This window comes from Pseudomonas sp. GW821-FHT07F01 (assembly GCF_059418825.1).
On record NZ_JBWKQO010000001.1, the window covers coordinates 1,033,148 to 1,058,523 of the forward strand.

At 65.3% G+C, this 25,376-nt stretch carries 18 protein-coding genes and 1 riboswitch; of the genes, 12 read left to right on the top strand and 6 right to left on the bottom strand.

Annotated features, from left to right (window positions below):
- Nucleotides 1–20: 20 nt before the first annotated feature.
- Nucleotides 21–401, bottom strand: a complete 381-nt coding sequence (locus AC07R1_RS04650; RefSeq protein WP_015635583.1) for a RidA family protein — start codon at nt 399–401, stop codon at nt 21–23.
- A gap of 249 nt (nt 402–650) precedes the next feature.
- On the opposite strand from AC07R1_RS04650, the gene AC07R1_RS04655 reads away from it, so the two are divergent.
- Genes AC07R1_RS04655 through AC07R1_RS04665 form a run of 3 tightly spaced genes read left to right on the top strand, consistent with a single transcriptional unit; the run spans nt 651 to nt 6,367 of the window.
- Complete coding sequence (locus tag AC07R1_RS04655; RefSeq protein WP_026020259.1) at nt 651–1,796, top strand: MexC family multidrug efflux RND transporter periplasmic adaptor subunit; 1,146 nt, start codon at nt 651–653, stop codon at nt 1,794–1,796.
- A 27-nt stretch (nt 1,797–1,823) separates the two neighbouring features.
- Entirely contained in the window at nt 1,824–4,955 is a 3,132-nt protein-coding gene (locus AC07R1_RS04660; RefSeq protein ID WP_258611934.1) for a multidrug efflux RND transporter permease subunit, read from the top strand.
- Entirely contained in the window at nt 4,955–6,367 is a 1,413-nt protein-coding gene (locus tag AC07R1_RS04665; RefSeq protein ID WP_026020260.1) for an efflux transporter outer membrane subunit, read from the top strand. The genes AC07R1_RS04660 and AC07R1_RS04665 overlap by 1 nt, the downstream gene beginning before the upstream one ends.
- Before the next feature lie 108 nt (nt 6,368–6,475).
- Here the strand turns inward: AC07R1_RS04665 and AC07R1_RS04670 are convergent, their stop codons facing one another.
- Nucleotides 6,476–7,036 (bottom strand): TetR/AcrR family transcriptional regulator, encoded by a 561-nt coding sequence (locus AC07R1_RS04670; protein ID WP_047336765.1) that lies wholly within the window; start codon nt 7,034–7,036, stop codon nt 6,476–6,478.
- Nucleotides 7,037–7,163: 127 nt separating this feature from the next.
- Complete coding sequence (locus tag AC07R1_RS04675; RefSeq protein ID WP_019095540.1) at nt 7,164–7,427, bottom strand: hypothetical protein; 264 nt, start codon at nt 7,425–7,427, stop codon at nt 7,164–7,166.
- A 218-nt stretch (nt 7,428–7,645) separates the two neighbouring features.
- Between AC07R1_RS04675 and AC07R1_RS04680 the strand changes: the two genes are divergently transcribed.
- Complete coding sequence (locus tag AC07R1_RS04680) at nt 7,646–7,987, top strand: lipoprotein (RefSeq protein ID WP_015635586.1); 342 nt, start codon at nt 7,646–7,648, stop codon at nt 7,985–7,987.
- A gap of 9 nt (nt 7,988–7,996) precedes the next feature.
- Here the strand turns inward: AC07R1_RS04680 and AC07R1_RS04685 are convergent, their stop codons facing one another.
- Nucleotides 7,997–8,296: a DUF7693 family protein gene (locus tag AC07R1_RS04685; protein ID WP_065364046.1), complete on the bottom strand. Its 300-nt coding sequence runs from the start codon at nt 8,294–8,296 to the stop codon at nt 7,997–7,999.
- 170 nt (nt 8,297–8,466) lie between these two features.
- Entirely contained in the window at nt 8,467–10,617 is a 2,151-nt protein-coding gene (locus AC07R1_RS04690; protein WP_495110200.1) for a TonB-dependent receptor, read from the bottom strand.
- A gap of 110 nt (nt 10,618–10,727) precedes the next feature.
- Nucleotides 10,728–10,932, bottom strand: a riboswitch (cobalamin riboswitch).
- A 363-nt stretch (nt 10,933–11,295) separates the two neighbouring features.
- On the opposite strand from AC07R1_RS04690, the gene AC07R1_RS04695 reads away from it, so the two are divergent.
- The 8 genes from AC07R1_RS04695 to pelG all read left to right on the top strand — a co-directional run bounded on the left by AC07R1_RS04695 (nt 11,296) and on the right by pelG (nt 24,486).
- The gene (locus AC07R1_RS04695) at nt 11,296–12,228 is read left to right on the top strand and encodes an NAD-dependent epimerase/dehydratase family protein (protein WP_011061259.1); all 933 of its coding nucleotides are present in this window, start codon (nt 11,296–11,298) and stop codon (nt 12,226–12,228) included.
- An 80-nt stretch (nt 12,229–12,308) separates the two neighbouring features.
- On the top strand, nt 12,309–15,119 hold the full coding sequence (locus AC07R1_RS04700) for a bifunctional glycoside hydrolase/polysaccharide deacetylase family protein (protein ID WP_495110201.1): 2,811 nt from the start codon (nt 12,309–12,311) through the stop codon (nt 15,117–15,119).
- Nucleotides 15,097–18,693, top strand: a complete 3,597-nt coding sequence (locus AC07R1_RS04705; protein WP_103407298.1) for a tetratricopeptide repeat protein — start codon at nt 15,097–15,099, stop codon at nt 18,691–18,693. Before AC07R1_RS04700 ends, AC07R1_RS04705 begins: the two co-directional genes overlap by 23 nt.
- Nucleotides 18,694–18,721: 28 nt before the next feature.
- Nucleotides 18,722–19,243, top strand: coding sequence for a transporter (locus AC07R1_RS04710; RefSeq protein ID WP_011061262.1), 522 nt, complete (start codon nt 18,722–18,724; stop codon nt 19,241–19,243).
- Between the two features lie 5 nt (nt 19,244–19,248).
- Entirely contained in the window at nt 19,249–20,619 is a 1,371-nt protein-coding gene (locus AC07R1_RS04715) for a PelD GGDEF domain-containing protein (protein ID WP_015635591.1), read from the top strand.
- On the top strand, nt 20,597–21,586 hold the full coding sequence (locus AC07R1_RS04720; protein WP_041752244.1) for a HEAT repeat domain-containing protein: 990 nt from the start codon (nt 20,597–20,599) through the stop codon (nt 21,584–21,586). Before AC07R1_RS04715 ends, AC07R1_RS04720 begins: the two co-directional genes overlap by 23 nt.
- Entirely contained in the window at nt 21,583–23,115 is a 1,533-nt protein-coding gene (gene pelF / locus AC07R1_RS04725; protein ID WP_495110202.1) for a GT4 family glycosyltransferase PelF, read from the top strand. Before AC07R1_RS04720 ends, pelF begins: the two co-directional genes overlap by 4 nt.
- Nucleotides 23,116–24,486 (top strand): exopolysaccharide Pel transporter PelG, encoded by a 1,371-nt coding sequence (gene pelG, locus AC07R1_RS04730; RefSeq protein ID WP_011061266.1) that lies wholly within the window; start codon nt 23,116–23,118, stop codon nt 24,484–24,486.
- A 113-nt stretch (nt 24,487–24,599) separates the two neighbouring features.
- Here the strand turns inward: pelG and AC07R1_RS04735 are convergent, their stop codons facing one another.
- Nucleotides 24,600–25,367, bottom strand: a complete 768-nt coding sequence (locus AC07R1_RS04735) for a substrate-binding periplasmic protein (protein WP_495110203.1) — start codon at nt 25,365–25,367, stop codon at nt 24,600–24,602.
- Nucleotides 25,368–25,376: the final 9 nt, after the last annotated feature.

Genomic DNA, 25,376 nt, shown 5'->3' on the forward strand with positions numbered 1-25,376 from the left:
CCGCCGATTGAAGCGCTGCCTCAGGCCTTTGCGGCCATTGCCGTGACTTCCACGCGCATGCCTTCCACCGCCAGGGCGGCCACGCCCACCGCGGCACGTACCGGCCAGGGCTTGGCGAAGAAACGCTGGTAGACCGCATTGAATGCCGCACGATCGGCCATGTCGGTGAGGTAGATGGTCAGGTGCATGACCCGGTCCATGGAACTGCCGGCGCGCTCCAGGGCCACTTTCAGCGCCTGCAGCGTGCACTCGCTCTGCAGGGTGATGTCCCCCAGTTCCAGGCTGCCGTCGGCGCGGGTGGGGATCTGGGTGGAGACCAGGATGCCGTTGAAACCGACCACGTCGGAGGAAATGGAATCGGCGTCCGGGTCGGGGGTGAAGCTCAGGTCTTGGTTGGCCATGGGGGTCTCTTGCAGGAGGAGTGGAACAGGCGGCGGTCATTGGGCTCTTGCCCCGTAGGCGCCGCCGCCGCGGTGCGCCGAGGTTAACAATCCTGCGCAAGCCTGCCTATCACCAGGCCGGGGAAAGCTCGGCAGGCTCTCGCGGCGGACGATTTCAATAGATCGAAACAATTTCATATGAGACTAAATTGACTCATTTGCTCTTTAAAAGTATCGTCCGCAGCGTTTTCCATCAGGCTCGGGTGATTCATGGGCAATTTGCGTGCAGTAAAAATGGCCGGTTCATTGGCGGCAGCCATGCTGCTGGCCGGGTGTGGCCCCGCGGACGAGCAACAGGTGGCCGAGGCGCCGCATCCGGTCCAGGTCATGGCCGTGGTTGCCGAACCCCTGGCCCTGGCATCGGAGTTGCCGGGCCGGGTCGAACCCATGCGGGTGGCAGAGGTGCGTGCACGGGTAGCAGGGATCGTCCTGCACCAGCGCTTCGAAGAAGGCGCCGATGTGAAGGCCGGCGACCTGCTGTTCCAGATCGATCCGGCGCCGCTCAAGGCTGCGCTGGCGCGGGCCGAGGGCGAGCTGGCCCGGGCTCGCTCGGTGGTGTTCGAGGCTCAGGCGCGGGTCGATCGCTATGGGCCGCTGGTGAAGATCGAAGCGGTCAGCCAGCAGGACTACGACAGTGCCAACGCCGATCTGCGCAGCGCGCAGGCAGCGACGCGCACAGCCCAGGCCGACGTGGAAACGGCCCGCCTGAACCTGGGTTATGCCACCGTCACCGCACCGATATCCGGCCGGGTCGGCCGGGCGCTGGTCACCGAAGGGGCGCTGGTAGGGCAGGGCGACGCCACCCTGATGGCGCGGATCCAGCAGCTTGATCCCATCTATGTCGACTTCAACCAGTCGGCGGCCGACGCCCTGCGCCTGCGCGAGTCGCTCAAGGACGGCAGCCTGGCGGCGACGGATGACCAGGCACTGTCGATTCGTGTCGAAGGCACGTCCTACGAACGCCAGGGAACGCTGATGTTCACCGATGTGGCCGTGGATCGCGGCACCGGCCAGGTGGCCTTGCGCGGCAAGTTCGATAACGCCGACGGCATGCTGTTGCCGGGCATGTATGTGCGTGTCAGGGCCCCGCAGGGTACGGACCAGCGGGCCATCCTGGTACCGCAGCGGGCCGTGCAGCGCACCAGTGATGGTAACGCCAGGGTATTGGTGGTCGGTGCGGACGGGCGGGCGCAATCGCGCAGCGTGCGCACCGGGACCATGCAGGGTTCGCGCTGGCAGGTCAGCGAGGGGCTGCAGGCTGGCGAGCAGGTCATAGTCGGTGGCCTGGCGGGTTTGCAGCCCGGTACCAAGGTCGCGCCACAGCCGGCGCAAGAGCAACAGGCCAAGGGTCATTAAGGCCTGAATGCGCCGCGAGGATTAGCAATGTCTCTGTTTTTTATCAAGCGCCCGAACTTCTCCTGGGTGATGGCGCTGTTCATTACCCTGGCCGGCCTGCTGGTGATTCCAGCCCTGCCAGTGGCCCAGTACCCCAACGTGGCGCCGCCGCAGATCACGGTGACCGCCACCTATCCCGGCGCTTCGGCGAAGGTCCTGGTGGATTCGGTCACCAGCGTGATCGAGGAGTCGCTCAACGGCGCCAAGAACCTGTTGTACTTCGAGTCGACCAACAACTCCAACGGCATCGCCGAGGTGCTGGTCACGTTCGAGCCGGGCACCGATCCGCAACTGGCCCAGGTGGATGTGCAGAACCGCCTGAAGAAAGCCGAGGCGCGCATGCCTCAGGCCGTGACCACCCAGGGGATCGAGGTGGAGCAGACCAGCGCCGGCTTCCTGCTGATCTATGCCCTGAGCTACAAGGACGGTGCGCAGAACCCGGACACCACGCTCCTGGGGGACTACGCCGCGCGCAACATCAACAACGAACTGCGCCGGGTGCCCGGCGTAGGCAAGCTGCAGTTCTTCTCCTCGGAAGCGGCGATGCGGGTCTGGATCGACCCGCAGAAGCTGGTGGGCTACGGCCTGTCCATCGATGACGTGAGCAACGCCATCCGCGGGCAGAACGTGCAGGTGCCGGCCGGCAGTTTCGGCGCCTCTCCCGGCAGTTCCGAGCAGGAGCTGACCGCGACCCTGGCGGTCAAGGGCACCCTGGACGATCCGCAGGAGTTCGGGCGGATTGTCTTGCGGGCCAATCAGGACGGCTCCATGGTCAAGCTGGCGGATGTGGCGCGCCTGGAAGTCGGCAGCGAAAGCTACAACTTCTCCTCGCGCCTGGACGGCAAGCCGGCGGTGGCCGGTGCCATCCAGTTGTCACCAGGGGCCAACGCCATCCAGACCGCCGCGGCGGTCAAGCAGCGGCTGGCGGAGCTATCCGCCTACTTTCCCGAGGGCGTGGAGTACTCGGTGCCCTATGACACCTCGCGCTTTGTCGAAGTGGCCATCGAGAAAGTGATCTACACCCTGGTGGAAGCCATGGTGCTGGTATTCCTGGTGATGTTCCTGTTCCTGCAGAACGTGCGCTACACCCTGATCCCCACGATCGTGGTGCCGGTGTGCCTGGCCGGAACCCTGGCGGTGATGTACCTGCTGGGCTTCTCGGTGAACATGATGACCATGTTCGGCATGGTGCTGGCCATCGGCATCCTGGTGGACGATGCCATCGTGGTGGTGGAGAACGTCGAGCGGATCATGGCTGAAGAAGGCCTGTCGCCGGCGGCGGCCACGGTCAAGGCCATGGGCCAGGTATCCGGGGCCATTGTCGGCATTACCCTGGTGCTGTCGGCGGTGTTCATGCCACTGGCCTTCATGTCCGGTTCGGTGGGAGTGATCTACCAGCAGTTCTCCCTGTCCCTGGCGGTGTCGATTCTGTTCTCGGGCTTCCTGGCCCTGACCTTCACCCCGGCCCTGTGCGCAACCCTGCTCAAGCCAGTTGCCCAGGGCCATCATGAGAAGCGCGGTTTCTTCGGTGCCTTCAACAGAGGCTTTGCCCGCCTGACCCAGGGCTACTCGCAGATGAACTCGCGGCTGGTGAGCAGGGCGGGCCGCTACATGCTGGTGTACCTGGGCATGATCGTCCTGCTGGGCTTCTTCTACCTGCGGCTTCCGGAGTCTTTCGTGCCGGTGGAAGACCAGGGTTACACCATGGTGGATGTGCAACTGCCGCCCGGGGCCAGCCGCACGCGCACCGCCAGCACCGCCCAGGACCTGGAGCGCTTCCTGATCTCCCGGGAGGCGGGCGCCGCGACCTTCATGGTCACCGGCTTCAGCTTTTCCGGCATGGGCGAGAACGCCGCTCTGGCCTTTCCTACCTTCAAGGACTGGTCGCTGCGGGGCAAGGACCAATCGGCGGCCGCCGAGGCCGCGGCGGTGAACCAGGCGTTTGCCGGTTATGGCGATGGTACCGTCACCGCGGTGATGCCTCCGCCCATCGACGGCCTGGGCAACTCCGGTGGTTTCGCCCTGCGCCTGCAGGACCGTGGCGGGCTGGGGCGCCAGGCATTGCTCGAGGCCCGTGATCACCTGCTGCAACAGGCCAACAGCAACCCGAAGATCCTCTACGCGATGATGGAAGGCCTGGCCGAAGCGCCGCAGTTGCGGGTCGACATCGATCGGGAACAGGCCCGTGCCCTGGGGGTGGCCTTCGAGTCGATCAACAACGCCTTGTCCACGGCCTTCGGGTCGGCGGTGATCAATGACTTCTCCAACGCCGGGCGCCAGCAGCGCGTGGTCGTGCAGGCCGAGCAGGGCCAGCGGATGACGCCCGAGAGCGTGCTCAAGCTGTTTGTCGCCAACAGCCGCGGCGAGCAGGTGCCGCTCAGTGCGTTCGTCAGCCTGCGCTGGGAGGAAGGCCCGGTACAGATCGTGCGCTACAACGGCTATCCGTCGATACGGATCTCCGGCGACGCCGCACCGGGGTTCAGTACCGGCCAGGCCATGGCGGAGATGGAGCGCCTGGCGGCCGAGCTGCCCGCGGGCATCGGTTACGCATGGACCGGCCTGTCCTATCAGGAGAAGGTCTCCAGTGGCCAGGCGTCGCAGCTTTTTGCCCTGGCCATTCTGGTGGTGTTCCTGCTGCTGGTAGCGCTGTACGAGAGCTGGTCGATCCCACTGACGGTGATGCTGATCGTGCCGATCGGTGCCCTTGGCGCGGTGCTGGCAGTGATGTCTGTCGGCATGCCCAACGATGTGTATTTCAAGGTCGGGCTGATCACCATCATCGGCTTGGCCGCCAAGAACGCGATCCTTATCGTCGAATTCGCCAAGGAGCTGCTGGAGAAGGGCCACAGCCTGAAGGACGCCGCGCTTGAGGCCGCGCGCCTGCGCTTTCGCCCGATCGTCATGACGTCCATGGCCTTCATTCTCGGCGTGGTGCCCCTGGCCCTGGCCACCGGCGCCGGCGCCGCCAGCCAGCGTGCGATCGGCACCGGGGTGATCGGCGGCATGCTCAGCGCCACCTTGCTCGGCGTGGTGTTCGTACCTATCTGCTTTGTCTGGGTGCTGTCGTTGCTGCGCAAGCGGCTGGCCACCGCCCGACACCTTGCCCAGGCCCAGGAGTGATGCCCATGCCTATTCGTAGACTTTCACTGGCGCTGCTGGTCCTGGCGCTGGGGGGCTGCTCCCTGGCACCTACCTATGAGCGTCCCGCGGCGCCGGTGGCCAACAGCTTCGGCGGCCTTTCGGCCCAGCCCGGCCCGCAAGCGAGTGAGCTGGACTGGCAGGGTTTTGTGCTTGACCCGCAGCTGCGGCGCCTGATCACCAGTGCCCTGGACAACAACCGCTCGTTGCGCCAGACCCTGCTGGACATCGAGCAGGCCCGGGCGCTGTACCGTATCCAGCGCGCTGACCGCGTGCCGGGCTTGAACGCCGCCGCCTCGGGCAATCGCCAGCGGCTGCCGGCGGACCTGTCCAACAGTGGCCGTTCGCAGGTTGCCAGCAGCTACCAGGTGGGCCTGGCGCTGCCAGAGTACGAGCTGGACCTGTTTGGCCGGGTCAAGAGCCTGAGCGACGCTGCGCTGCAGCAATATCTGGCCACCGAGGAGGCGGCGCGGGCGGCGCGCATCGCTCTGATTGCCGAAGTCAGCCAGGCCTATCTGCTGCATGACGGCGCCCAGCGACGCCTGGCCCTCACCCGGCAAACCCTGGCCAGCCGCGAGCAGTCCCTGGCGCTGATCAGCCAGCGCCGCCAGGTAGGCAGCGCCACGGCCCTGGACTATCAGGAAGCCCTGGGGCTGGTGGAGCAGTCCCGCGCGGATCAGGAAAACACCCTGCGCAATCAGCAGCAGGCGTTCAACGCTCTGGTGCTGTTGCTCGGCACCCCGGAGTCGGTGAAGACCATAGGGCCGCCGGCACCCGAGCGCCCGCTGCTGGTCCAGGACATCGCCGCCGGCAGCCCTTCGACCCTGATCGAGCGCCGTCCGGACATTCTCGCCGCCGAACACCGGCTGCGTGCGCGCAACGCCGATATCGGCGCGGCACGGGCGGCGTTTTTCCCGCGCATCAGCCTGACTGGCAGCCTGGGCACTTCCAGCGCGCAGATGTCGGGCCTGTTCGACGGCGGTTCGCGCTCCTGGAGCTTCGTGCCGACCCTGTCCGTGCCCTTGTTCGATGGCGGGCGCAACAGCGCCGGCCTGAGCCTGGCCGAGGCACGCAAGGACGCCGCGGTGGCGGAGTACGAAGGGCGCATCCAGACCGCCTTTCGCGAGGTGGCCGATGCCCTGGCCGCGACCGACACCCTGCGCCGGGAAGAGACTGCGCGCCGCGCCCTGGCGGCCACCAGCCGTGAGTCGCTGAAACTGGCCAGGGCACGTTACGAAGGGGGTGTCGACAGCCACCTGCGCTACCTCGATGCCCAGCGCAGCAGCTTTGTCGATCAGTCGGCGCTTATCGAGGTCAGTACCCAGCGGCAGATTGCCCTGGTGGACCTGTTCCGCTCCCTGGGTGGCGGCTGGCCGGCTGCGGCGCAGCAGTAACCCGGGGGCAGGGCACTACCGGCTGGCGCATCCGGCCGGTACTTGGCTCCGTGGTCCTCTGGGCCACGGGGCTTTTTTTATCCGGCCAGAGGGCCGGGGAACGGGGCGCTATAGCGCCAGGGCCGGGGCGGCGGCGCCGTGGAGGAACATCTGCTCCAGCACCTTGGCCGAGTTGGCGCTGGCGGCGCGGCCCCGGCGTTCGGCATCGACGATGCCGAAGATCATGGTCAGGAACAGCTCGGTAAACACCGCGGCAGTGATGTCGATACGGAAGGTCCCCAGTTGCTGGCCCCGCAGAAAGAAGGTGTCCAGTGCCCGGGTGTAGGGCTCCCAGCGTTCGTCTTCGCAGCCGAGCATGTCGGGGCGGTACTGGAACAGCAGGAACACCAGCATTTCGCGGTGCGCCAGGTGCTCGCTGATCAGGCCGCGCAGGGTCGCGACAGGTTCGTCCTGCTCCGGCTCGATGGCCTCGACGATGCGATTGAGCACCGTTTCGGCATGGTCTTCCATCATCTGCAGCAGCTTGTCCCGTGTGCCGCAGAAGCGATGCAGCGTGGCCTTGCTGACGCCAGCGGCCTCGGCCAGTTCCTTGAGTGTTGCCCGCGGGCGGTCGACGATGGCCAGGGCCAGCGCCTTGATAAGTCGTTCCTCTTGGGCAGTCAGGGACATCAGTGGGCCTCGGATCAGTGTGGGCCGGGCATGGTGTCGAAGCAGCCGAAGGCTTCAATGAGCATGACCGGTTTTACAAAAAAGGTTTCAAATGATGCGATTCTAGCTCATCTGAGGCCAAAAAGTTTCAATCCTCCCCAAGGACTTGGGCCGGATCCCCTAGCCATGTCGCCAGCACCCGCCGGTCCAGCTCTTCCCAGTCGGCCATGCCCAGGACCCGGGTGGTGTTCAGACCACGCAGGTAGCCACGCAATTGATAGGCGGCGATCCGCAGGCTTTGCGGGTCGGCGCTGCTGTCACCCAGCACCTGTTCGTACTCCACCAGGTAGTCCGCCACCCGCTCACGGAATTCCGGGAGGACGGCGTCGCGAATCAAGTCAAAGGTGCGCATGGGGAAATCCTTTTTTTAGTTGTAGTCGGGCTGCCGGGCAGTCTGCCCGGGGGGCAACTATCGGTTCAAGTAATAGTGACAATCAAGCAACGCAAGTTCTGCTTTGGGCGCCAACCATGGACAATCGCCCCCGACCCAAAACCATGACCGCAACGGCAGCGCCCGTGACGCTGAACCGTTGCGCACCGAACCAGGCTGTACATTTTCAGGACTTACCGATGCGCCCTCTATTTGCTCCCGCCATGACCCTGGCCACCTTGCTGCTGGCCGGTTGCGCCACCGCGCCCAACGACCCGACCCTGGTCATGCAGACCCGGAAAACCCCGGCCGAATATGCCGAGTGCGTGGTGCCCAAGCTGCAAGGCAACGCCCAGAGCCCGACGGTTTCCCAGACCCAGCGCGGTTTTCGCATTGTCGTTGCCAGCAAGGTGGCGGCAGACAACGTACTGGAAGCCTACAAGGCGCCCAATGGCGGCAAGGTGTTCCTCTACGAGCGGCACTTGCTGGCCTCCAGCTTCGCCCCGTCGAGCTTCGAACGCGCGGCCCAGGAATGCCTGTAGCCAGCCGTGTTAAACCGCCTCTTTCAGTAACTTCTCGATCTGCGCCAGCTCCCAGGTACTGAGCAGGCTCACCGGGTCGGTGCCGAAGCGTTGCCGCGTATCGAGCTGCCAGACATCGCCTTCGGCGCTGCGGCAGCTCTGGCAGTGATGCAGATGCCGGCCATCGAAATCCAGCAGCAACTGCCAACCCTCGATATCCACCTGCACCTGGCCAGCGCCCGAATGGCTGGCGCTGGGCCGTAGGGGGTAAACGCCAAGGGCGGCATCGCGCAGGCGCTGGCAGACATCTCGGGCATTCAGGCAGGGCATGGGGCTCTCGCGGGCAGTGCAGGGACAAAGGCGCTCAGCATATCCATCGACTGCGTGGGTGCAAGTGCCGATTGGTCGCTGTCCGACGCTGGCCCGGGCCAGTGGCTGGCGAACTCACTGCACGCCTTAAATGGCGCCGCAAAGCCCAGGGCCTTGCGGCAACCCCTCGATCAGAAGCTGTAGTCGGCGGTGACGAACAACGAGCGCGGTTCACCCATCAGCCATTGCTGGCCGCTGTTCTGTTGCGCCGCGGCATAACGCCGGTCCAGCAGGTTTTTCACCTGCAGGCCCAGGCGCACATCGGGCAGGGCCTGCCAGCCGAGGTTGGCATCCAGCACCGTGTAGCCGGGTACATCGACGCTATTGGCGGTGTTGGCATAACGCGCATCGACGTAGCGCAGGCCCATGCCGGCTTCCAGGCTCGGAGCCAGGGCCTTGTTCAGCCACAGGTTGGCGGTGCGTCGCGGCACGTTGGTGGGGCGATTGCCGGCCCGGGACACCGCTTTGCCAGAGACCACCTCATCGAAGTCATCGTACTCGGCACGCACCACCGAGGCGTTGGCCGAGACTTGCCAGCCGTGATCCAGGGCCAGCTCCAGCGAGGTTTCCAGGCCGTCGGCGGATTGCTGGCCGACCTGCTGCGCCAGGCGGGTCACCGGATCGGTGGTCAAGAGCTTTTTCTTGACGATGTGGTAGGCCGCCAGGGTCCATTCGCCACGGCCGTTCCAGAACTGCTGCTTGAGCCCGAACTCGGTCTGCTTGGCTTCGGTCAGGTCCATCTGCAACTGGCTCGGGTTGAGGCTGATCAGGTTGCTGACCCCGTCTTCACTGGTGGAGTACTGGCCGTACAGCGACAGTTGATCGGTGACCGCGAACACCAGGCCGGCGCGCCAGTTGCCGCCGGTGAGGCTGCGATCGGTGCGGGTGCCGGCGCGCAGATCACTGCGATCGATATGGTTCTGGTCGCGGCGGATGCCGGTCACCAGCGACCAGCGCTCCGACAGTTGCAGGCGGTTTTCCGCAAACAGGGCGAAAGTGCGGGTGCTGCTGTCGGTCTGGGGCGAGAAGGGCGAGCGGCTCTGGAAGTAGCCCGGTGCCGGGTTCCACGGGTCGATATAGTCGCTACCGATATCCTTGTAGGGCGAGTTGTTGGCCACGCCGAAGCGAATCCTGTTGTACTCCAGGCCGACCACGGTCCTGCTGTCCAGGCCGAACAGCGAGTGGTTGAAGGTGAAGCTCTGGCGATCGCCGATCTGCTCCTGATCGTGCTTGATCTCCAGGTAGTCGCCGCGCAGCAACTGCTCCCGGGAGCTGACCCAGTTGTAGGCTTCGGCGTTGCGCCAGTGGCGGCGGCTCTTGATGTAGTAGAGCTGGTTGCTGGCGCTGAGGTTGTCGCTCAGGGTCCAGTCGGTGTTGAGCCGGGTCCATTCGTCGTTGTAGCGCTGCACGGCGTTGCGCAGGTTGTAGTTCTTGTCCCGCAGGCTGTCGCGGTATTGGCCGGCAATCAGCGGCGTGCCGAAATAGCTGGCGGGTTCGCTTTCACCGCGTTCATGGGCCAGGGTGAAACCGAGGTCGTCGGTGGCTTGCCAGCGTAGCGCCGCGCTGAGTGCCAGGCTGCGTGACTGGCCCTGGTCGACCCAGCCATTGCTCTGCTGCTGGTTCAGGGTCAGGCGGTAGCTCAGGGTGTCGGTCAGCGAGCCGCCGCTGTCCAGGCCCAGTTGCTGGCGATCATGGGAGCCATAGCCCAGGCGCAGGCGGTTGTGGATCTCACCGTCGAAGGGCTTCTTGGCAATCACGTTGATCACCGCGCCGGTGGCGCCTTCCCCGTACAGCACCGAGGCCGGGCCGCGGATCACGTCGATGCGCTCGACCATCCACGGGTCCACCGGGAAGGTCTGGCTGCCGGCGCCGGTGTACAGGCGCGCGCCGTCGAACAGGGTCATCACCGAGGAGTGCCCGGTAAAGCCGCGGGCCGACAGTGCGGTATTGCCGTTGCCCGGGGTGGCGATGCTGGTGATGCCGGGGGAGCGGGTGACGGCATCCTGCACCGTGAGGTTGTTGCGGTTGCTGATGGCGTCGTTGCCCAGGCTGCTGGTGCTGGCCGGAGTCTCCAGGGCCGTGAGGTTCAGCCGCGAGCCGGCGGGCAGGGGCGTGTCCAGAGAGGTTTGCGGGGCGCTGGAGACTCCGCTCACTTGGGCCTCGGGCAAGACCAGGAAGGTTTTCTGTTCAGCCTGTGCCAGGGCCGGGCAGGCCATGCAAGGCAGGAGGGTGAAACACAGCGAGGGGCTCGCCAGGTGTTGCAGCAAGGAGGTGCGGGACATGCGATTCCTACTACTTGTAAGGAATGAATGAATCCCGGAGGGAACAACGCATAGGGAATCGCGGGCAGCCGCGCCCACGAAAACCGGACTGCGCCCGCCCACCGCGGGGTTGTCAAACGAAGTGGCAGGCCGGTCTCCGGGCTCGCGAGGGTCATGAGGCATTCACCTTCCCATGCCTTGGCACAGTGGTCTGTCGAATGCTTCGCTCGCTTACCGTTGCGGGGGCAGCGCCGGACTGATCATCGAAATGACGCACCGGCTTCCCGTTTAACCCCATGCACGGCGGCATGGGACACCTGAAACTGGCGCGCATATGAGCACTGCCGAGCCCTTGCGTCAATGGCATGTGGCCAGCTACGGCGGCGGTTTCAGCGCTTTATGCTGGGAAAGTCAATATATTGACCTATTTTTCCTGGCGCTTAAATAATCGACAAATATCGACGCATTATTGACGATTTTGCTTTTCTGACCCAGTATGTCGGCGCTGAGCGATTGATTATCTTGAGTTTTTTTTTGACGCCAAAGCTCTGAACTCTGCTCCGAAAAAAGGCGAAACAGCCTATGGGGCAGAGCAGCCAAACAAAACATGATGGCCAGGATGGCAAGTAGCCAGGGCTGATCCGTTGGCTGTGCTAGCTTCAGACGGCGTAGCCGCGATTTTTCTCTTTGGAATGATCTATGTCTGCCGAACGGATACTGGTTACTGGGGGCGCTGGTTTTATCGGTTCTCACCTCGTGGATGCACTGCTGGCCAAGGGTTATGCGGTGCGGGTTCTGGACGACCTTTCCACGGGCAAGGTCGGCAATCTGCCCATGGGCGATGCTGGCCTGGAACTGCTGGTGGGGGATGCCGCCGATGCGGCACTCCTGGCGGATGCCGTTCAGGGCTGCGATGCCGTGGTGCATCTGGCTGCTGTGGCGTCGGTCCAGGCTTCGGTCGAAGACCCGGTGGCCACCCACCAGAGCAATTTCATCGCCACCCTGCGCCTGTGCGAGGCGATGACCGCGGCCGGTATCCGCCGCGTGGTGTTCGCCTCCAGTGCTGCGGTCTATGGCAATAACGGCGAGGGCACGCCGATTGCCGAAGACACCCCCAAATCTCCCCTCACGCCCTACGCGGCGGACAAGCTCGCCAGCGAGTACTACCTGGACTTCTACCGCCGCCAGCATGGGCTGGAACCGGTGATCCTGCGCTTTTTCAATATCTTCGGCCCGCGCCAGGACCCTTCATCGCCGTATTCCGGGGTGATCAGCATTTTCAGCGAGCGGGCCAAGGCCGGGCGGCCCATCACCCTGTTCGGCGATGGCGGGCAGACCCGCGACTTCGTCTATGTCGCGGACCTGGTGAAGATCCTGGTGCAGGGCCTGGAATGCCCCGCGCCGGCAGCCGATGCCACCAATGTCGGGCTCGGCGGGGTGACCACCCTCAACGATCTGATTGGCGCCCTGCAGCAGATCAGCGGCAAGCCGCTGCAGGTGAGCCACGGCGCGACCCGCTCCGGGGATATCCGCCATTCCAAGGCCGACAACCGCCGCTTGCGCGAGCGCTTCGACCTGGGCACGCCCAGCAGCCTGGCCGAGGGCCTGGAACGGCTTTACCGCAGCCTTTAGTTCGTTGCCTTAGGGGCGCCCGCCATGGCGGCTGCCCTAGAGCCTGATGTTGTGCAGATTGATCTACTGAAGAGTGAGTTATGGATATCGAGTTTCGCAGGGGGCATGTCTGCAAAGTGGTTCGACGCCTGTTTACCGCATTGGCCTTGTGTGCCACCAACACCCTGGTGCAGGCCGCACCCGCGGCGCCCGCCAGTGTCGGGTTCTGGTACGCCGAGCAGCCACCCTTGCAGGAGCTGGCGCAGTTCGAATGGGCAGTGGTCGAGCCCGGCCATATGGCCAGCGCCGATGTCGCCACCTTGCGCAAGCTCGGCAGCCAGCCGTTCGCCTACCTGTCGGTAGGGGAGTTCGACGGCAACCGCGCTGCCCTGGCCAAGCAGGCCCTGGCCCAGGGCGCGAGCCCCGTGCGCAACAAGGCCTGGGACAGCCAGGTGATGGACATCGCCACCCCGGCCTGGCGCGAACACCTGTTCAAGCGTGCCAAGGCGCTGCAGGACCAGGGCTACGCCGGCCTGTTCCTGGACACCCTGGACAGTTTCCAGTTGCTCCCCGAGGCCGATCGCGAACCGCAACGCAAGGCCCTGGCCTCGTTCCTGCGGGAACTGCACAGCCGGCTGCCCAACCTCAAGCTGTTCTTCAACCGGGGCTTCGAGGTACTGGGCGAGCTCGATGGCGTCGCCTCGGCCGTGGCGGTGGAATCCATCCACGCCGGCTGGGATGCCTCGGCCAAGCGTTACCGCCCGGTTTCCGAAGCCGACCGCACCTGGCTTGAAGGCGAACTCAAGCCGCTGCGCGCACGCAACATCCCGCTGGTGGCCATCGATTACCTGCCGGCCAACCGTCGGGAAGAGGCACGCAAGCTGGTCCGGCAATTGAGCCAGGAAGGCTTTATACCGGTGGTCACCACCCCGGACCTCAACGCCCTGAGCATGAGCACCGTGGAAGTCCAGCCGCGGCGCATCGCCATGCTCTATGACCCGCGCGAAGGGGAACTCTACGATCACGCCGGGCACCGCATGCTCGGTGGCCTGCTGGAATACCTGGGTTACCGGGTGGACTACTTCCCGGTGGACGACAGCCTGCCTGCCTACAGCTTCGCCGGCCTTTACGCCGGGGTGGTGCTGTGGATGACCAGCGGCCCGCCCGAGGACAGCCGTGCCTTCTATAGCTGGGTCGGCCAGCGCCTGGATGAGCAGGTGCCCCTGGCGATCATGGCCGGCCTGCCGATCGAGGACCGGGCGCTGCTCAAGCGCCTGGGGCTGAACCTGGCGGCGCCGGGGGCTCGCGATGCCCTGCATGTGCTGAGCCAGGACAAGAGCCTGATCGGCGCCTTCGAGGCCCCGGTGGTGGCGCGCAGCCGTGAACTGACCCGCGTGAGCCTGCTGCCCGACGGGCCGAAACCAGCCCTGGTGCTGGGCGATGACAAGGGCGGCAAGTACGTCCCGGTGGCCACCGCCGCCTGGGGCGGCATGGCCCTGGCCCCCTATGTGGTGGAGGCCAATGTGGAGCGCAGCCGCTGGATCCTCGACCCGTTCGCCTTTATCCAGAAGGCCCTGCGCCTGCCGTCCCAGCCACGACCGGACACCACCACCGAGAACGGTCGGCGGATCGCCACGGTGCATATCGACGGTGACGGTTTCCCGTCCCATGCCGAAGTGCGTGGCACCCCGTATTCCGGGCGCCAGGTGCTGGACGACTACATTCGTCCCAACCCGTTCCTGACCTCGGTCTCGATCATCGAAGGCGAAGTCGGGCCCAAGGGCATGTCGCCGTTCCTGGCGCGGGAGCTGGAGCCCATCGCCCAGGAGATCTTCGCCGACCCCAAGGTCGAAGTGGCCACCCACACCTACAGCCACCCGTTCTACATGCAGCCGGAGAAGGCCAAGAAGGACGAGGATTTCCACGCCGAATACGGCCTGCGCCTGAATATCCCGGGGTACAAGACCCTGGATTACAAGCGCGAGATCCTCGGCTCGCGGGACTACATCAACAGCCGCCTGACCACCGCGCAGAAACCGGTGAAGCTGGTCTTCTGGCCGGGGGATGCGCTGCCCAGCGCCGAGACCATCAAGCTGGCCTACGACGCCGGGCTGAAAAACGTCAACGGCGGGCAGACCATCCTGACCAAGGCCAACTCATCGCTCACCGGCCTGTACCCGCTGTTGCGGCCGACCTCGGGCGGCTTGCAGTACTACGCTCCGGTGATCAACGAGAACATGTACACCAACCTCTGGAAAGGCCCGTACTACGGCTTTCGCGATGTGATCGACACCTTCGAGCTGACCGACAGCCCACGGCGCCTGCGCGGCATCCACCTGTACTACCACTTCTATTCGGGCACCAAGCAGGCGTCGATCAAGGCCATGACCGACATCTACCAGTTCATGCGTGGCCAGCAGCCGCTGTCATTGTGGATGAGTGACTACCTGGACCGGGTCCACGGCCTGTACCAGGCAAGCCTGGCGCGGACCGCCAATGGCGACTGGCAGGTACGCGGCATGGACGGCCTGCGCACCTTGCGCCTGGACCCGGCGCTGGGTTGGCCGGACCTCGGCCGCTCGGTGGGGGTGGCCGGGGTGCGCGACTTGCCCCAGGGGCGCTATGTAGCCTTGAGCAGCGATCATGCGCTGTTGGCCCTGCGCCCCGAGCGCGATCCGCGCCCGGCACTGGAGCTGGCCAATGTTCCCCTGCGCGACTGGCGCTATGTCAATGACCGGCAGGTGAGCTTCTCCTTTGCCGGCCAGTTCAACCTGGAATTCTCGGTGCGTTCGGCCAGCGCCTGTCGGGTCGAGGTCCAGGGCCAACGCTACGCCGGCAAGTCCGAACAGGGCCTGTGGCATTTCCAACTTCCCATGAAGCAGGTGAGTGATGCCCAACTCCTCTGCAACTAAGGCCAAGGCGCCCAGCGCGCGGCTGCTCAACCCCTGGGCCTTGCTGCTGGTGGCGATCGCCGTCGGCGTGCTGCTGTGGGCAACCTTTCGCAATGAAGAGGCGTTCCGCCCCAAGGGCGGGCAGCCGGACGAAGTGTCGGCCAGCTACGCCGAGGTGCTGCTGGCCGCACACCCGGAAAACAATGAGCTGCGCACCCAGCTGCTCGACCTGCTGATTCAGCTGGGGGACTACCCCAAGGCGGAAAAACACCTGGCCCAGTGGCAGCGGCCCGATCCGGCGCTCAAGGCCTACTACCGCTTGCAGCTCGATGCCCTGGCGCTGAACAACAGCACCGACAGCGCGGCCCTGCAGGCCCTGGCCGAACGTTTCAAGGCCTTTGACTACAAGCCGCTGCCATCGCCGCAACTGGAGCGCCTGGCCACTTTGGCCCTGAGCGCCCAGGCCCCGGGGCTGGCGGCGGATGCCTATGCCGAGCTGGCGCGGCGCGACCCGACACGGCGCGAGCAGTGGCTGCCTGAAGCCGCCAAGTGGTACCAGGCCAGCGAACAGCCGGGGCGCGCGGCCGATCTCTATGTGCAGTTGCTCGATGCCAGCCAGACCCCCGAGGCGCGTCGGCAGTTTCTGCAACAGGCCTTCACCACCCTGGTGGCGGCCGATCGCGGCGATCAGGCAGTGGAGCTGCTGGCCCGAGAGCTGGCCGCACAGCCGGACGTGGAATTCGAACCGGCGCTGCTGGACCGCGGCGTGGATGTGGCCGTGGCGCACAACCGCGTGGACTTGGCGGAACAGTTCTTCAGTGCCTGGCGCAAGGTGCAGCCCGACAGCCCGGAAATCCTCGCCAAGGAATTCAAGCAGCGCCTGGCCTTCGGTGACCTGGCCGGCGCCCATGCGGTGGGCCTGCAACTGCTCGAACAGCGGCCGGATGACCCGCAGTTGCTGGAGCAGATGGCCCATCTCGCCGAATGGCAGGGCGACTCGGCCGCCGCCCTGGGCTACTGGATCAGCCTGAGCACGCTAAGCAAGGACCCGGCGCAGTTCGAGCACACCTGGCGCCTGGCGATGCAGACCTACGACTTCGACCGGGGCATCCCACTGCTGGCGGGGATCATGGACAGCCGCGCCCTGACCAACGTCGAGCTCGATGCCCTGGTCTACGCGCAAGAGTCCAGGGGGACGCCCGAGGAGGCAGAAAAGTGGCTGCGCCGCTATGTCGCCAAATACCCGAAACAGCGTCTGGCCTGGGTGCGCCTGTTGCAGAACCTGGAAAACACCGAGCAGTACCCGCAGCGCCTGGTGGTCTGGAACCAGTTCGCCAAGCGCTATCCGCTGACCAGCACCGAACGTGTGGACTGGGCCAACAACCACCTCAAGCTGTTCGATAGCCAGGGGGCCTGGAAAGTCATCACCGCGGTGGATGGCAACAAGATCAAGGACTTCAACTACTGGCAGTCCCGCGCCGCCCTGGCCTGGGACCTGGAACTGGACGACGAGCTGCAGCTGGCGCTGGAGAAGATGCTGGCGATCAAGGGCTCACTCAATACAGGCGACGAAAGCGAGCTGATTGCCCTGTATCGCACCCGCGATCCGCGCAAGGCCCTGCAATTGACCGTCGACAGCTGGCGCCAGGGCCACAGCCCGCAGCGCCTGGTGGCCGCCCTGCAACTGGCCCAGGAACTCCAGGACTGGCCTCTGGTGGTCGATTTGCTCAAGGAAGCCGAGCAGTACCCGGGTGCCAGCGACCAGTCCCAGGTGCTGGCCGCCCGCGCCGCGCTGGCGGTGCAGCAGGGCCAGACCGATCTGGCCCTGCGCCTGTATCAACAGGGCTTGAGCCGCTTCCCGGACGACAACACCTTCCGTGAGCGGCTGCTGTGGCTGTATGTCGATCTGGGCCGCACGGGCGAGATCAAGCCGCTGTTGCAGCAATGGCGCTCCCTGGCCCGCAGTGACAGCAGCCTGTGGCTGCCGTTCGCCGCCGCCAGCCAGTTGCTCGGGCGCAATACCGAGGCCCTGGCCTGGTATCGCCTGTACTTGCAGGCCAACCCCCGGGACTGGATGGTCCAGGCCGCCTATGCCGATGCCCTGGAGGGCGCCGGTTATGCCGACTCGGCCCAGCGCTTGCGCCTGCGGCTCGATCGCCAGGTCAGCCCGGAGCAGATCCGCGCCACGCCCCAGGGCTATGCCACCTGGCTGCGCCTGCTGGCCAGCAGCTATTCGTCACGCAAGGCGCAGAACAAGGCCATGCAATGGCAGGACGGCTCCAAGCCGATGCTGCAGCTGTGGTTCGATCAGTTCCTCGCGCGCCTGGATGACCTCAATCAGTCGGCGCAAAAGGATGAGTGGCTGGCCTGGGCCCGCAGCCGCGGTCTGAAGGTCAGCCGCTACGAGCAGATCCAGGAAGCCCTGCGCGGCAGCAATCGCCAGGCCCTGGAGCGCCTGGTGGCCAGCGGCGACCTGGACCCGGCGCAGCAGGTCGAGGCCTTGAACAGCCTGGGTCGCAGCGGCGAAGCGCTGGCGGTGGGCCTTTCGGCACTGGGTGACGAGCAACCGGCGGCGCTGCGCGAGCAACTGCGCCGCCAGGCCATCGAGATGACCGAGCGCACGCCCCAGGGTATGCAAATCGCCTGGGAGCGCCAGGACTACGGCGGCCTGGTGTTCAACGGCCCGCGCCTGACCGCCGCGCGCTATCTGAACGACAACTGGTACGCCAAGCTGGTCCTGGAGCAGGGCCGCTACAGCGGCGATGTACTGGATGAGTCGCGCCTGGGCAATGAGACCAACACCGAACTGACCTTGCAGCGCCAGCTGGAGAACGGCAACTACAAGCTGATCTTCGACAGCAGCCTGCGCAAGGACGATGACCGCAACGGCCTGGGTGCCAGCCGCACCTGGCAACTGGACAGCGGCAACGAGCTGGACGTCGGTGCCGACTGGCACCGCAAGAACGAGGACAGCGGATACATGCGCACCTTCGGCCAGCAGGATGATGTCTGGGTGGGCGGCCGGCATCGCTATTCGGCCCGTGACCAGTTGTCCTGGAACCTGGCCCAGCGCTGGTTCTCGACCCGCGGCGGCGATGACCTGGGCAGCGGCCAGGCGTTGAAGATCGAGTTCGACCACACCTTGCAGTTCGAAGGGCCGAACTGGGAATTGCGCAGCGGTATCGACTACCAGCAGAACAGCCTGAACAACCGCTCGCTGCCCGACCTGGCCAATACCCTGGGCGGAGGCATCGATCTGGCCGGGGCCGATCTCGACAATCCGGAGCAGATCACCAGCCAGACCCTGCTGCAGAAGCGCTACGGCCAGCTGTTCTTCGGCAGTTCCTGGCGGCGCGGTTTCCCGGGGGCGCTGAACCGCACGCGGGGGCAATACACCTGGCTGGTGGATGTCAGCACCGGCTGGCAGTGGACCGACAACACCATCAACTACGCCATCAGTACCGGTGTCGGCACCGAGGTGATAGGGGATGACGAATTGGCAGTGACCCTTGGCTACCAGTCCGCGCCGCAAGGCGGGGCAGGCAAGTCCGGGGGCACTGCAGGTGTCAGCTACAGCGTGCGTTTCGGACGCTGATCATGGAATTCAAAGAGGAGTAAACCTTATGCAATCCATTCGTTGCGTGAGTCTGGCAATGGTCGCCTTGCTGATGGCCGGGTGCAGCAGCTTCACCGGGCAAAGCAGCCCCGAGTTGTCCAAGAGTGCGCGCTGGGGCGTGCTGCCGCTGGTCAACTATTCCCAGACACCCCAGGCCGGCGAGCGCAGTGAGCAGATTCTGCTCAGCGTGCTGAGCAGCCGCGGCCTGCAACCCCAGGTCTACACCGGTACGGCGGGGCAGGGCGAACAGGCCCTGCTCGACGACAACGAGCGCCTGGCCGGGGCCATGGACTGGGCCCGGGAGCAGAAGCTCGACTATGTGGTGTCCGGCAGCGTCGAGGAGTGGCAGTACAAGAACGGCCTGGATGGCGAACCGGCGGTAGGCATCAGCCTGCGGGTGGTCGAGGCCGGTACCGGCAAGGTGCTGTGGAGCAATAGCGGGGCCCGCGCCGGCTGGTCCCGGGAAAGCCTGGCCGGGGCCGCCCAGAAGGTGCTCGACAAGCTTGTCGGTGGCCTTCGGATCGAGTGACTGCCATGAACTCTCCACACATGGACTATGCGCTGGCGCCCCGCGCCAGCGGTCCGGCGTCCTGGCTGGAAACCTTTCTGGTGACCGCCCTGGTCATCGGCGTCGGCCTGTGGCTGGCCCCCGAGGACCCCTTGCAGGTGCAGGGCGAGTTTCCCTGGTCGGTGCTGGCGCCGCTGCTGCTGGGGGTGCGCTACGGGTTTGTCCGCGGCCTGATCAGTGCCAGCCTGCTGGTAGCGGCGTTCTTTGCCCTGCGTCATTCGGGGCTGGCGAGCTACGCCCAGGTCGCGCCGTCCTACATTGTCGGCGTACTGGTCTGCGGCATGCTGGTGGGCGAGGTGCGCGACCTCTGGGAGCGGCGTTTGCTGCGCTTGCAGATGGCCAACGAGTACCGCCAGTACCGGCTCGATGATTTCACCCGGGCGCACCAGATTCTGCGGGTCTCCCATGACCGCCTGGAGCAGCGCCTGGCGGGCAGCGACCAGAGCTTGCGCAGTTCCCTGCTGGGCCTGCGTGATCGGCTGCGCGCGGCGCCCAATGGCGGCGACCCGCTGAGCCTGCTGGCCGAGCCGGTGCTGACCCTGCTCGGCCAGTACGGCTCGCTGCGGGTGGCCGGGCTGTACCGGGTGGAGCAGGGCGCCAGTGCGGCGCCACAGCTGAGCCTCTTGGCCTCGATCGGCACCATGGGGCCCCTGGACAGCCAGGACCTGCTGGTGCGTATGTGCCTGGAGCGCGAGGAGCTGGTGAGTGTGCGTGAGGAGCTGCTGGATAGCGGCGCCCAGGCCTCGGTGTCGTCCTTGCAGGCCTGTGTTCCGCTGGTGGACACCCAGGGCCAGGTGCTGGCGATTCTGGCGGTGCGGCAGATGCCGTTCTTTGCCTTCCAGGAACGCACTCTCAGCCTGCTGGCCCTGCTGGCCGGACATATCGCCGACCTGCTGCACCCGGACCCGCAGGTTTTGCAACTGCAGAGCGCCGATGCCCAGCACTTCACCCGCCAACTCAAGCGTTCACTGGTGGATGTCGAGCGCCACGGCCTGTCCGGTTGCCTCTATGCCTTCGAGCTGACCCAGCCCAATGATGAACTGGCGCGGCTGTTCGAGCGTAGCCAGCGTGGCCTGGACCTGCACCTGAGCCTGGCCAATGCACGCGGGCACGAACTGTTGCTGGTGCTGTTGCCGCTGACCAGCGCCGAGGGCGCCCAGGGCTACCTGGCACGCCTGGGCAAGCTGGTCCACGAACACTTCGGCATGAGCGTGGAGCTGGCCGGCCTGGGGGTCAAGGTACTGCCCTACGACCTGGAGTCGGCCCGGCAACGCGATGGGCTGCGTAACTTCCTGTACAACGAGTGTGGCCTGAATGATCAGCAAGTGGCTGTTTAGCGGAGCGCTGTTTTTCGAGATCGGCAGCTGGGCCAGCCTGACGGCGCAGTTGCCCGACCTGCAGACCGCGCTGTTGTATGCAATGACCCATGGCATCGCCTGTGGCCTGCTGACCGCGGCGGTCTGGCTGCTGCTGCCGGCGCGTTATCGCCGGCCGTTGCCATGGAGCCCGCTGTTCATCTTCAGCCTGGCGTTCTTTGTGCCGCTGATCGGGGCCGTCGGGGTGATTGCCGCGATCTTTCCGGCGCTGTACCTGCCGCGCAAGCGCGAGGCGCAGACGTGGCAGGCGGTGGGCATTCCCGACCTGCCGTTTCGCGCTCAGACTCAACTGCATTCGCCCACCTTCGGTGACAGCGGGCTGCAGGATGTCTTGCGTCATGCGCCGGACCCCGACCAGCGCCTGGCGGCCTTGCTCGCCACCCGGCGGATGCCGGGCAAGGAAGCGGTGCCGATCCTCAAGCTGGCCCTGGGTGACCCGAGCGACGATGTGCGGCTGTTGGCGTATTCGATGCTCGACAAGCAGGAAACCGACATCAACCAGCGGATCCAGTCCTCCCTGGAACAACTGCCCGGCGCGGCGCCGCAGAAGGCCGGAGCCTTGCACGCGACGCTGGCCCGCTGGTACTGGGAATTGGCTTACCTGGGCCTGGCCCAGGGCAGTGTGCAGCAGCACGTGCTGGGCCAGGCCGGCGAACATGCTGAACAGGCGCTGAAGCTGGGGGAGGGCGGCGAGCTGCTGTTGCTGGCCGGGCGCATCGCCCTTGAACGCGGTGACGTCGGCAAGGCGCGCCTGCACATGCACCAGGCCGAGGAGGCGGGCATGGACTCGGCCAAGGTCCTGCCGTTCCGCGCCGAAATCGCCTTTGAAACCGGCCGCTATGCCGAGATTCCCGGGCTGCTGCGAAGCCTGCCGGCGCAAATGCAGCAACGTCCGCCCTTTGCCGGGCTGGTAAGGACCTGGACATGAAGAAAACCCCCGACTCAACCCCCATCGCCGATGTCTGCCTGCTGCTCGAGGGCACCTGGCCCTATGTGCGTGGTGGCGTGTCCAGCTGGATCCACCAGATGATCCTCGGCCTGCCGCAGCTGCAGTTTTCGGTGCTGTTCATTGGCGGCCAGCGCGAGGCCTATGGTCAGCGCCGCTATGAGATTCCGGCCAACGTCGTGCATATCGAAGAGGTGTACCTGGAAGAGGCCTGGCGCAACCCCAGGCACAAGCGCGAGGCCCACAGCGCGTCCCTGGAGGAACTGAGCAACCTGTACCGCTACCTGCACAACCCGCAGAAGCCCGCCGCCGAGCTGGGCATCGAAGTGCTGGCATCCCTGGCCCAGGGGCGCATCACCCTGGACGACGTGCTCTACAGCCGGCCCAGCTGGGAAGCGCTGACCGAAGGCTACGAGCAGCACTGCGCCGATCCGTCCTTCGTCAACTACTTCTGGACCCTGCGCACCATGCAGTCGCCCTTGCTGATGCTGGCCAATGCCGCCCGGCACATGCCGCGGGCCCGGGTGCTGCACTCGATTTCCACCGGCTACGCCGGGCTGGTGGGCTGCATTCTCAAGCAGTTGTGGGGCTGCCAGTTCCTGCTCAGCGAGCACGGGATCTACACCAAGGAGCGCAAGATCGACCTGGCCCAGGCCAGCTGGATCGCCGAAAGCAGCAACCAGGCGCTGAACGACAGCATGGATTCCGGCTCCGGCTATATCCGCATGCTCTGGGTGCGTTTCTTCGAACGAATCGGGCATCTGGTCTATGAAAGCGCCGACCAGATCATTGCCCTGTACGACGGCAACCGCCAACGCCAGATCAAGGACGGCGCGCCCCCCGAGCGCACCCAGGTGATCCCCAACGGCATCGACCTGCAGCTCTGGACCCAGGCCCTGGAGGCCCGGGCCGAAGGCATTGCGCCGGTGGTCGGGCTGATCGGCCGGGTGGTGCCGATCAAGGACGTCAAGACCTTCCTGCGGGCCATGCGCGGGGTGGTCAGCGTGATGCCCGAGGTCGAAGGCTGGATCGTCGGGCCGGAAGAGGAAGACCCGGAGTACGTCGCCGAGTGCCGCAGCCTGGTGGCGAGCCTGGGGCTGGAGCAGAAGGTACTGTTCCTGGGCTTCCAGAAAATCCAGGACATCCTGCCGCAACTGGGCCTGATGGTGCTGACCTCCATCAGCGAGGCCCAGCCCCTGGTGATTCTCGAAGCCTGGGCCGCCGGCACGCCGGTGGTCAGCAGTGACGTGGGCTCCTGCCGCGAGCTGATCGAGGGCGGCGAGGCGGCCGACCGGGACCTGGGGCGGGCCGGGGAAGTGGTGGCGATCGCCGATCCGCAGGCCACCTCCCAGGCGATCATCGACCTGCTGCGCAGCCCCGAACGCTGGCGATCGGCCCAGGCGGCGGGCCTGTTGCGGGTACATCGCTACTACAGCGAGCGCTTGATGCTCGACCGCTATCGCACGCTCTATCACACGGCCATCGGCACCCCACACAAGGAGGCTGTGTAAATGGCCGGCATCGGTTTCGAACTGCGCAAGATTCTCTCCCGCGACTCCTACACGGCGACCCTGCACGCCTATGTCTATGCCGGCCTGATCAGTTCCGGGCCCTGGGTGCTGTCGATCCTCAGCGTGATGCTGGTGGGGGTGATCAGCCTCGGGCTGGTGGTGCCGGAGGTCCTGATCCGCCAGTTCCTGATCACCGTCACCTACCTGATGGCCACGTCGCTGATCCTGACCGGCGGCCTGCAGCTGTTTTTCACCCGTTTCGTGTCCGACCGCCTGTTCGAGCGCAAGTACGAGCAGATCCTGCCGAACCTGGTGGGCGTACTCTTGCTGGTGACTCTGGGCTCCGGGGCGCTGGGCATCCTGCTGCTGGTGACCCTGTTCGACCAGGCGCTGATCTACCGCCTTCTGACCCTGGCCAACTTCGTGGTGCTGTGCAACCTGTGGCTGGTGATCATCTTCCTCTCGGGGATGAAGGCCTATAACCGCATCCTTCTGGTGATGCTGGTGGGGTATGGCTTGATGGTCGGCAGCGCCTTCTATCTGCGCTACATGGGCATGGAAGGGCTGTTGCTGGCGCTGCTGCTGGGGCACAGCACGCTGCTGTTCCTGTTTCTCTACGACATCCTGCGCGAGTATCGGGCCGAGAAGCTGGTGGCCTTCGACTTTCTCGACCGCCGCCAGGTGTTTGTCAGCCTGCTGCTGACCGGGCTTTGCTACAACCTGGGGATCTGGATCGACAAGTTCATCTTCTGGTTCAACCCGGAAACTTCGAGCCAGGTGATCGGGCCGATGCGCGCGTCAATTCTCTACGACCTGCCGATCTTCCTCGCTTACCTGGCGATCATTCCCGGGATGGCGGTGTTCCTGGTGCGCATCGAAACCGATTTCGCCGAATGGTACGACCGCCTGTTCCGTGCCGTGCGCGATGGCGAGACCTTGCAGCACATCGGTTCGCTGAAGGCCGAGATGACCTTCTCGATCCGCCAGGGCCTGCTGGAAATCTGCAAGGTCCAGGGGCTGACGGTGGTCCTGCTGTTCCTCTTCGGCCCGCGCCTGCTGGAGTGGCTGGGGATGTCCAGCTACTACCTGCCGCTGTTCTACATCGACCTGATCGGGGTGAGCATCCAGGTGGTGTTCATGGCGATTCTCAACGTGTTCTTCTACCTCGACAAACGCGCCATCGTGCTGGAGCTGTGCCTGCTGTTCGTGGCCCTCAATGCCGCCCTGACCCTGCTCAGCCTGCACCTGGGGCCGAGCTTCTTCGGCTATGGCTTTACCCTGTCGCTGCTGATCTGCGTGCTGCTGGGGCTGACGCGGCTGTCGACGGCGCTGGATGACCTGGAGTACGAGACGTTCATGCTGTCGCGTTGAGGAGCATCGGCAAGCGCGTGCTGCGGACCCGCGGCGGTGCTTTGCAGAGGCTTGCAGGATCGGGACGCCGGCTATGCCAACGCGGCCCGGGTTCTGCGCAGCACAGGGGCCGGTCAGGGAGCGTCGAGGTAGGATTTTCGCATTCTCTCCAGCGTGCCGTCCTTGCGCAGCCTCTCGACCGCCGCGCGCAGCTTGTGCACCAGTGTCGCATTGCAGTTTCTGGAGCAGGCCAGGTACAGATCGGTGCTCATAAAGACCGGACTGACCTGCAACGGCTGAGTCGACACCTTGCGCCAGATGCTCTGGGTTTCGGGAATGCCGTTGAACCAGGCGTCGACCCGTCCCATCAGCAGCAGTTGAGCCGGGTTCTCGCCAATTTCAAACGGATAGATCTGGTTGTCGCCAAAGCCTTCAGCCCGAAGCTTCTGCTCTTGGGCACTGCCTCGGCCAACGGCGATCCGAGCGAAGGTTTCCCGTGCCTGCTGCAGGGTTTCGACGCGCGTGTGCAGGCTGAAGAAGGCTCTGTCCATGGTCATGATGGGCGCGATCCAGGTGTAATCGGCCTCTCTTTCCGGCGTGCGCGACAGGGGAATGATCAGCTTGTCGACGCCTTTGCGTACGCTTTGCTGGGCTCGTGCCCAGGGCACTTCTATAAAGTGCAGCGTATATCCGGCTCGGGTCGCCGCTTCCAGCGTCGCGTCGCCGAGGATGCCATGCAGGCCGGACGGGTCCAGCATCGATAAAGGCGGCGCTTCGGCGATGTACAGGTCGAAGCTACGGGACTCGGCGCCAGACACTGAGGGCACCCAGGCCGTCAGAACGAGCAGCGTCGTCAGGATCAGCGCCCCCCGCTGGCGCAACGATTGGATCATATGAGTCATGGCAGTAAC

Coding starts and splice junctions, on each gene's coding strand:
- pelG (WP_011061266.1), top strand. CDS start 23,116: ATGGCCGGCATCGGTTTCGAACTGCGCAAGATTCTCTCCCGCGACTCC.
- AC07R1_RS04715 (WP_015635591.1), top strand. CDS start 19,249: ATGAACTCTCCACACATGGACTATGCGCTGGCGCCCCGCGCCAGCGGT.
- AC07R1_RS04685 (WP_065364046.1), bottom strand. CDS start 8,296: ATGCCCTGCCTGAATGCCCGAGATGTCTGCCAGCGCCTGCGCGATGCC.
- AC07R1_RS04675 (WP_019095540.1), bottom strand. CDS start 7,427: ATGCGCACCTTTGACTTGATTCGCGACGCCGTCCTCCCGGAATTCCGT.
- AC07R1_RS04670 (WP_047336765.1), bottom strand. CDS start 7,036: ATGTCCCTGACTGCCCAAGAGGAACGACTTATCAAGGCGCTGGCCCTG.
- AC07R1_RS04680 (WP_015635586.1), top strand. CDS start 7,646: ATGCGCCCTCTATTTGCTCCCGCCATGACCCTGGCCACCTTGCTGCTG.
- AC07R1_RS04665 (WP_026020260.1), top strand. CDS start 4,955: ATGCCCATGCCTATTCGTAGACTTTCACTGGCGCTGCTGGTCCTGGCG.
- AC07R1_RS04660 (WP_258611934.1), top strand. CDS start 1,824: ATGTCTCTGTTTTTTATCAAGCGCCCGAACTTCTCCTGGGTGATGGCG.
- AC07R1_RS04700 (WP_495110201.1), top strand. CDS start 12,309: ATGGATATCGAGTTTCGCAGGGGGCATGTCTGCAAAGTGGTTCGACGC.
- AC07R1_RS04655 (WP_026020259.1), top strand. CDS start 651: ATGGGCAATTTGCGTGCAGTAAAAATGGCCGGTTCATTGGCGGCAGCC.
- AC07R1_RS04705 (WP_103407298.1), top strand. CDS start 15,097: ATGCCCAACTCCTCTGCAACTAAGGCCAAGGCGCCCAGCGCGCGGCTG.
- AC07R1_RS04695 (WP_011061259.1), top strand. CDS start 11,296: ATGTCTGCCGAACGGATACTGGTTACTGGGGGCGCTGGTTTTATCGGT.
- pelF (WP_495110202.1), top strand. CDS start 21,583: ATGAAGAAAACCCCCGACTCAACCCCCATCGCCGATGTCTGCCTGCTG.
- AC07R1_RS04735 (WP_495110203.1), bottom strand. CDS start 25,367: ATGACTCATATGATCCAATCGTTGCGCCAGCGGGGGGCGCTGATCCTG.
- AC07R1_RS04710 (WP_011061262.1), top strand. CDS start 18,722: ATGCAATCCATTCGTTGCGTGAGTCTGGCAATGGTCGCCTTGCTGATG.
- AC07R1_RS04650 (WP_015635583.1), bottom strand. CDS start 401: ATGGCCAACCAAGACCTGAGCTTCACCCCCGACCCGGACGCCGATTCC.
- AC07R1_RS04690 (WP_495110200.1), bottom strand. CDS start 10,617: ATGTCCCGCACCTCCTTGCTGCAACACCTGGCGAGCCCCTCGCTGTGT.
- AC07R1_RS04720 (WP_041752244.1), top strand. CDS start 20,597: ATGATCAGCAAGTGGCTGTTTAGCGGAGCGCTGTTTTTCGAGATCGGC.